The organism is Candidatus Methylobacter favarea (genome assembly GCF_902806695.1).
Taxonomy (GTDB): Bacteria; Pseudomonadota; Gammaproteobacteria; order Methylococcales; family Methylomonadaceae; genus Methylobacter_B; species Methylobacter_B favarea.
Genome location: NZ_CADCXN010000128.1, coordinates 1 through 8,040, shown reverse-complemented (window position 1 = coordinate 8,040; position 8,040 = coordinate 1). Strand labels below are relative to the sequence as shown.

The following is an 8,040-nucleotide window of genomic DNA, read 5'->3' as shown; positions in this document are numbered from 1 at the left end:
TCTGAAAAACGGAAATCAGTCATTAATTTCCAGCTTTAGCCATCGATTTCTCAACATTTCCGGTTTTCCAAAATTTAGTTCGGATTTTGGAGCAGTTTTCTGGGGCTGATGAAATATCCGGGCTAGGTTACAAAACGCCAGATGATGTGTATCAAACGGCTACTGGCGGCGGTGCCAAGATTGTCGATAAATTTGGCGGCGCGCGGGAGACATCCGCCGTTCCGCTACGCTACACGGGGGATGTCTCCCGCGCAGAATTGGGGCAGCGCCATTCCGCTGCGGTGTGAACAGGACTCTATCTTAAACTCGATAAATAATTGTCTGGACAGTGGGGTCCACTATAGTACGACACATCCGAAGTTGAGCGTATTCGTGGCCTCTACACCTTGCGCTTTGCTTCCCTGGCGTTGAATGATAACGAGGTACTTCTGACTAAAACAAAGCTCAAAAAAGCCGGGTTTTCTGATAAGGAAATTGCCGACCTGGAACCCGTTGCCGAACGGCAAAACCCGCACAATTTTGAATGGTACTACTTTATAAGCTCGAAAAAAGATTAACCGGCACAGGGTGACTCTTGCGGTGTCCAAGAAGTTGTTCAATTGATAAAGCTGAAAGGGTGGTCTCAAAGTGAATCGGCTGCTAACTTTAATCGTTTTAACTCTATGGGATTGCCCACTTATGGATCAGCCCCTCTCTTCTAACGAACAAACAAAAGTTGTTCTTTTTTTCTTGCTACTGCTTCCGACTCTTGGACTAGCTATAGGCGGCTTTCTTATTATAGCTTATGGCTTATTCATGCTTAATAAGCAAGCCGACTTTACATACTTAGAAATAATAAAAAAATTATTTACAGCTTATACTAAATTAATTTTTGTAATTCTCATTCTGATTAGCGCAAGTACTGCCTATTCTGAATATGTTAAGGTAAGAAACACTATTAGTGAAAATACTAAAAATCTCGTAGAGTTCACAAAAGAAAAGGAAGAAATCTACGCCAAGGTGCAAGCAAATACTGAAAAAGAAAAAGAATTACGAAAAAGTTTATATTTCGACATGCAGCGAAATGCCGATCAATATGCTGACTCTACTAATCTTGAATTAGGAAGGATTCCCTTATTAAATCAGGTGATTGATAACGCTTCTCATGATTTAGATGACGGGTATTCAACATACACTCTTGAAGTGCTACTACCTGCTTTTATTATTCCATTCATTCCTATCATATACTTATATTTATTTACTTACTTATTCTATACCCCTATAAACAATCATAAGGATTGGATCATTGCTAATGGAATATTTGCTACTGAATTAAAAGAACCAATATCTACACCTCTAATATCCTTACCTTCTTTCTTTATTAAGAAATATTCTAATCTTTCAGTAGCTGATGAACTTGTAAAGATAAACAAGCTAAAGGATGATGGGTTAATTTCTCAAGAAGAGTTCGATAAGCTTAGAAAAGACCTATTAGGATAGTCCAATAGCTTGTTGATTTTCTCCGCCCTGGAAGATGCTTATTCTGCTCATAAACAAACGCGACAATTCATCGAATAAGCTAAGGCATCGTAGTTAACTCGGGCCGCAAAACTTCACGGTGCTTCGCATTTTGTGTCCGGTTATAACTTGTCATTAAGTGTTCGAAGCGAAATTACACAGATAGGGAAAATTTTGAATATATTGATAACTCCACCGGAAAAGCATTTTGATAGAGGGCTTGGTATTTCAGCATGGCATTTTAGAGATGCCGCAAATGTACTATTAGAATCTGAGAAAAAACGTGATCTGCTTTCTCCAATTGCTTACCTTCAAAGGCATGCTATCTGTTACGGCCTGCAAACATCGCGATTTCCGGCCCGGATTAACTGCCAATAGCCCACCCCTTCGATCCGGATTAATTACCAATGGACCCGCATTATTTGCCAACAGCCTGCAAATATCACTCAGGACTCGCTTTAGTTGCAAATAAAAAAACAGACTATTCCAATAAAAGTCCAATAAAAGCAGCCATTGGGAATTAATTAATTTACGGTTAGCTGACCTGCCGCTATTTGCCAAAAAGAGACGATCAAGAATTTCAAGGGAAGGGTAGGTAAAGCCAGAAAGCAGCCATTCAACGGCCAAGCTCACCGGCGCGACGATGAGGAAAGTCGGGTGCAGCGCGTGGTTGGGCAGCTTAGGTAGCACATAGCGCCCGAACCCAAAACGCAACCACGAGTTCGCCGACCCCGAACAAAACGGCAACCAGCGAAACTACGAAGGCTGTCCTCATAGCTGTGAGATAATTGTCCATTCGCGCTCTCATTTGAGAATTATCCAATCGTTCCTGCTTTGCCAACCGTAGGGGCACACGGCAAGTAGAACTATACCGAAGCCGTGCCCCTACACAGGGCCGAATGTACAAGTCTCATAAAGAAACTATATTAGCTATAGGGAACCTCTATTAATTGAAATTTAAATTTCCCAACAGCTATCTGGCTGAATTTATTTCGAAGTTATTTCAAAATCCCGGTGTATTTGGGCTGTTTGAAGTAAAAATTGCATAAAATCCCTTGGCTTTTGGATTATCTCCCCCTTTTTATGCCATTTCGGTCGCCCCTTTCCTCTATGGGGTCACCCAATCTTGACTTTGGCCCGCTGCAAACCGATGGTGGGCACTAAATGCCCACCCATCGCCTGTGCGCCAAACACATGTTCAACTCGAGCCCTGACTTTCGATTTAGTCCGGTTTGATTGCTTTTGCTCTTCAGTTAATGGCTTGCCTCGCGTACCTTTTTCACAAACCTGGCTTTCCATGTCTGCGTCGACCAATCTCTGCTCTTGGGCTTCCGAACGATAAGCACTGTCGGCATAAACCACGCGCTTGTTGCCATTCACATCAGTCGTTTGATCAAGCAATTCATCGAATACTTGGCTATCGTGAACCGCCGCCTGGGTCACTGAATAGCTTTGGATCAGTTTGTTTCCCTCATCGGCGTTGATGTGATTTTTGTAGCCGTAATGCTTCTCGTCGTTTTTCTTTGTCCAGCGCGCGTCGGTATCTGTCTGCCGAGGTTTGACCTCGGCTTCCGGTTTATCCCACGCTTCCGGTGTTTGGCCCTCTTTAATCAGGGCATTCTCTTCACAGGTATTGCGCTGCTTTGGCACTTCGAGAAAGGTGGCATCAATCATCTGACCCGCCCGTGCCCCATAACCTTGCTCCGCCAGTTGTTCATGAAACCGGGCAAACAAGACGTCAACCAAGTCTAAGCTCTTGAGCGCTTCGCGAAATGTCCAAACCGTTGTTGAATCCGGCACTCGATCTTCTAATTGCAAACCCAGAAAACGTATGAAACTGAACCGATCCCGGATTTGATATTCGATGTCGTCATCCCATAAATGGTGCAGTTGTTGGAGCACCAAAATTTTGAACATCAATACCACATCGAACGGCTTGGCGCCCGCCTGGCTTTTTCTTTCTTTTTCATGCACTCGTTTAAGGTCAGGCCGAAACGCTTCCCAGTCTACCCGGGCTTTCAACCCGACCAACGGGTCACCCATTTGAGTTAGTTGCCCGGCCCTATCTTCGACGTCGAATAATCGGGTTAGCGGCGTTTCATGGGCTGATTCACTATCAGTGGGCTTACCTGTATTATCTCATTTCAACTCAATTGCTTCTCGCCCAAAATTGGAGTGAGAGACGTGTATTTTTTGAGATGCTCTATAGTTGCCGCTGCCGCCCACGCGAGGGTGGCCATAAGTCCGAGCGCAGGCGTCTGCCGCTTGCGTGTATGGTCACCGGTACCTTTCTCATGGACATCCCCCAAGGCTTGCTCGACCAAGTTCTCTTTTGGGCAGTAGGTGAGCAGATAGCGCAGATGGAAGCGGGGATAGGCCGCCAGTCACCTGGCGGCCCTCCCAGTTTAGGCAGGTATGTAAGGAGCACGGAACGTTATGGAATGGGGAAATTGATGTACGTGCCTACCGCAGTGGGGTTGCACGACGTACCCGAACGGGACAGCTCCAAGTCGACCCAATAATAGTTAGCAGAAGAGTTCAAAATCTCCGGAATAGAAACATTCCCGAGACTCCGTCCCGTTTCCAGCTCTCTTACAGAGAAACCCGTATTCGAGTCAAACCCGACAATCGTATTGCCCCGTTCCAGCTCGTTCAAGTTTGTACGCAGCAAGAACGCCCGCCCGCTACATGTCGTCCCCGCGTCATCGGGATCATAATAGTTAACATTCAGATTCGCGGCACTCTCGGCATTGATGGGGGGGTGACGGGACAGGTGAGACGTATAGTACCTGTACTGCTACCTTTGAAGCTGACGGTGCCAAACACCGCATCGGTCATGGCACGCGGGACGCTGGCTTTTTCGAGCGCACAACCTGACGCCACTGAGCTCCAGACAGTGGCATGGGCCACTTCGGTCGTCCCCACCAGACCGACCAGAGTCAGCGCACTGAGCGCTGTAGGCATATTGTTGTATATAGAAGTGAAGTGTTTCATCGTTATTCTCCTTTCAGGAAATATAGTTAGAGGTTGAAGTTGTACCCTCTGCTCTGTGCCTTTGCCATCCTGCTGATTTATTGGTGAACCATTTCTGCTGGCGCCGCAATGTGAGGTACGCTGCCAATTATCATCGGTTCAATCAGCTTTGGTCTGTGGAATATTTCCATCTTTTCTGTGACATGTGACATATTCACATCCTGCCTTGGCGACTGCCCTTCAGTATGTCGGGTGAATATCTACGCGCAACCCTAAAAGCCCAACAAATTATTATCCAGGTCTGTATATTTACACTTGAACTGTCTTGGTTGCCAAACTAAGGTATAGTAAAAAAGACGAAGAACTTGATTGACCAGGCGGGATAACCTACATAATTGTCACGATAAACAGGTCTGGATAACTTCACTACCTGTTTTTGCAACTGACTTGCCCAAGCAACTCAGCAACTGGCCGATACTGCTAACTATTGTCATTCAAAAAATCCGAGTGAAAGACTGCAATGGGTCGATAACTACAAATAGCATGAAATTCAAACGGCTGCTTTCAAGCCTCTATTCCAGCAGGAAGCCTTAAAAGCGCTTAAACACAACTGTAAATTGACAAAAAACCGTCATCCTTAACAATAAACCACCATACTTTCATATTGCCTAACCCTTGAAAACATAGGTGCGGCGAAGATGGCTTGCAAAAGTATGATACTTTCTGTCAGCTTTCTTAATCTATTTAGTGACAAATGCTACTTGAAAGGATGATAGTTTTTATCGGAATCTGGACTAGGGCCCATGTAAAATCAATAGGATATGCGATAAAATGTATGATACTTAATTGTTAACTTACAACAACTGGTACTTTTGGAGGCGTTTCACACAAAACCCCAATATCTGACTATTTTCGGTGACCAGGCTGTCATCGTACGGATTCAGCTATACCGATTCGAGCAGCAGTTCGTTACCCAGGACAATACACGAGTCGTCATGGATATGACCGTCTAGGCGCGGAGTAAGCAGAACTACGGCTTGCTGGGCGCAAAATCAATCGTATTGTCGCAAGCCACTGATCGTGGTGATGCTTCCGGGGCGATGGCGGGCTTTAGCGATTTGGCAAAACAAGCCCGGATAGAAATTCAGTATCGGTTGGAGAATCCATGATCACAGAGTCCAGGCAGCGGTATCTCCCGATCGAGCAGCAGGCGCTCAAATGGATCAAGGCAGGCAGGGTTCGTAAACGGCCAAGTCGTCAGCAAATTCAACGGGGCCTTGAAAAGTTTTGCGGATTTCTTGTAACGTCTCGGTTTCCATGCCTTCGGTGCGCTGCATGCGATGCGAAAGCAGCAGTTTTTTGGCGCCGGCGTTATGAACGGTCTTGCCGATCATTGACGGAGTCATATGCAGGTTGCGTGCGGTGGCTCCTGCATTTTCCGGAATAGCATGATGGACGATGAATAAATCAGTGTCTTGCGCCAAGCGTTCAAGGCGTGCCCCGGCGTTATTGGTATCGCCTGAAAAGGTGACCGAACAGCCATCAACATCGATGCGCCAGGCCAATGCCGGCAAGGGGCCGTGGTGGACCGGAACGGCGCTGGCCGTGATTTGCCCTGGCAGCGCCAGGACAGTGGCTTTGTCGCCGGCGGCGATGATATCGACTGGGCGAATTTTATATAAGCTGGATTCTCCGGGTTGAAGATATTCACTTAAATACCGGTAAATGCCATGGACTCCGAACAAGCCATCGATAAAATCGGTTGCGGACGGCATAAGCGCATTGCTGGTCGGCCCGTATAAATAAAGATCGCGGTTCCGGCCGGTAAAATAAGCGGCTTTAATGAACGCCGGCAGGTCGCTGCTATGATCGACATGAAAATGCGTGTACAGCACCGCATCCAAATCGTTTAATTGGGCGCCGCTTTGCTCGAAATGCAGGCTGCTGCCGGGGCCGGTATCAACCAATAGCCTGGCTTTGCCGTTCAGCCAGATCAGATAAGAGGTTGACGCGCGTCGGTCGGTCAGTTCCGGCCCGCCGGAACCGAGGATTTGAATTTTCATCAACGGGGGTTCGGCCTGGACTGGCATTGACCATAGGCTATTCAATCCTACCCAAAAGAACGCCAATACAAGGTTTTTTCGTACTGTTGAGCAGGTGCTTGTTAAAGCTGTGCCGCAGAGTGTAGGTTTATTTGGGATCATTGTCTAGAGATACCGTACGTTTATGGGTGTTTTAATGGTAATGGAAATATTTTGCCGAAGGCTCACGAACCGTGCCGAAAATTAAGCGAACGGGGAGTATAGTGTTGTTTTTTAATTAAAGCCATCCGCCCGTAAAACCTGCCCGGCGTAAACCAGTCGCCATATAAGGGCAATCGCGCAGCAATTGCCAGAAAAATCCCGTCCTGTAATTTTCAATCATCAAAACAATCGGACCCTGGTCGAGTCCGTAATAGCCTTTGGAAACCCATCCACGGGTATCTTGATTTCCGCTTTCAAAGGTTGGATTGAAACTGCATTTAAATCCGTATTTACTGGTCATATCAGGATAGTTCCTGTTGAAATGATCAAGCGCGGGGAGCACTATTTCCGGGGCGAACGGAAGCGAGGCGATTGCCGCCCACGGCGCGAGCGTGCCATCATCGGGACCGTTCGGGATTTTTCGCGCCGTATAATCGTAAAACTTCACTATTTTTCCGCCTATTTTTTGCGTTGCCGGACCGGGACCGTCGCTGGCGGTAATTCCCCAGCAGTTTTTTTCATAACCCTTGAATTTTTTCGGATTGCGAATGGCGTATTGCTGCTGAATATAACTGGCGCGGCGGCTGTTTTCAAAGTAATCGATGCCTTTTTCGCGCATGAATTCATCCTGAATGCCGCGAAAATCTATCCAGACGTGCGAGAGCTGATGAATAAAGAGCGGGCCGGCATAGAGGAATTCGATGCCGTAGAGTTTTTTCCATTTATAGGTTTTGAGCCAGGCCTGGTAACTTTCGGCCGGCAGAGGAAATGTCGGCGAACCCAAAGCGAGCGCGTAAAGTATCAGGCCTTCACTGTAGCCTTCCCACCGGTATTTCAAAAATCCGCTTTCCGGTTTCCAGCCCATCGTTACTCTTTTCCCCCCGTTTAACATCCATTTCCAATCGGCGCGTCGATAAAGCGCATAGCCAAGCATGCGGATTGATTCTTCTTCCTTGGTATGCCGGTTAAAATACTGGACGGCGGCAAGCGCGCCTGCCAAAAAAAATGCGGTATCAATAGATGACAGTTCCGATTTCCAAACTCGTCGGCCGGTTTTCATATCGAGAAAATGATAGAAAAACCCTTTATAGCCTGTTGCATCCTGCTCTTTTCCTTGCCGGCTTTCCCAAAAAAATTGCGGGGAGTTGCTATTTTTGCGAAAGCTTTTATGAGCCTCCCTGCCCAACAAGCGGCAAAATCACGCGACCGCTCATGCCTGCGGCAGCCCCAGCCGTCCTGCTTCACTCGTTGCATACCCAGCAAGGGGTATGCAACATAGTTTTCGCAATGATGATATGGACTCCTCCTTACCCACACGGTGTCATAA

6 protein-coding genes are annotated in these 8,040 nt (G+C 46.8%); 3 read left to right on the top strand and 3 right to left on the bottom strand.

Features of this window, described 5'->3' with window-relative positions:
- The first annotated feature begins 386 nt into the window (after nucleotides 1–386).
- Nucleotides 387–557 (top strand): hypothetical protein, encoded by a 171-nt coding sequence (locus tag HUX64_RS18795; protein WP_217426625.1) that lies wholly within the window; start codon nucleotides 387–389, stop codon nucleotides 555–557.
- Nucleotides 558–678: 121 nt separating this feature from the next.
- A complete protein-coding gene (locus tag HUX64_RS18790; RefSeq protein ID WP_174627718.1) occupies nucleotides 679–1,479 on the top strand; it encodes an SHOCT domain-containing protein in 801 nt (266 codons plus the stop codon).
- Nucleotides 1,480–2,613: 1,134 nt separating this feature from the next.
- Here the strand turns inward: HUX64_RS18790 and HUX64_RS18785 are convergent.
- Nucleotides 2,614–3,540 (bottom strand): IS5 family transposase, encoded by a 927-nt coding sequence (locus HUX64_RS18785; protein ID WP_174627717.1) that lies wholly within the window; start codon nucleotides 3,538–3,540, stop codon nucleotides 2,614–2,616.
- Between the two features lie 1,967 nt (nucleotides 3,541–5,507).
- Between HUX64_RS18785 and HUX64_RS20200 the strand changes: the two genes are divergently transcribed.
- Nucleotides 5,508–5,639 carry a hypothetical protein gene (locus tag HUX64_RS20200; RefSeq protein ID WP_281355359.1) on the top strand — a complete coding sequence of 44 codons (132 nt, stop codon included), beginning with the start codon at nucleotides 5,508–5,510 and terminating at the stop codon, nucleotides 5,637–5,639.
- A gap of 54 nt (nucleotides 5,640–5,693) precedes the next feature.
- Here the strand turns inward: HUX64_RS20200 and HUX64_RS18780 are convergent, their stop codons facing one another.
- Together HUX64_RS18780 and HUX64_RS18775 are read right to left on the bottom strand one after the other, a co-directional pair.
- The gene (locus HUX64_RS18780; protein ID WP_246247143.1) at nucleotides 5,694–6,533 is read right to left on the bottom strand and encodes an MBL fold metallo-hydrolase; all 840 of its coding nucleotides are present in this window, start codon (nucleotides 6,531–6,533) and stop codon (nucleotides 5,694–5,696) included.
- Nucleotides 6,534–6,789: 256 nt separating this feature from the next.
- Nucleotides 6,790–7,902, bottom strand: a complete 1,113-nt coding sequence (locus tag HUX64_RS18775) for a glucoamylase family protein (protein ID WP_174627716.1) — start codon at nucleotides 7,900–7,902, stop codon at nucleotides 6,790–6,792.
- Nucleotides 7,903–8,040 lie beyond the last annotated feature (138 nt).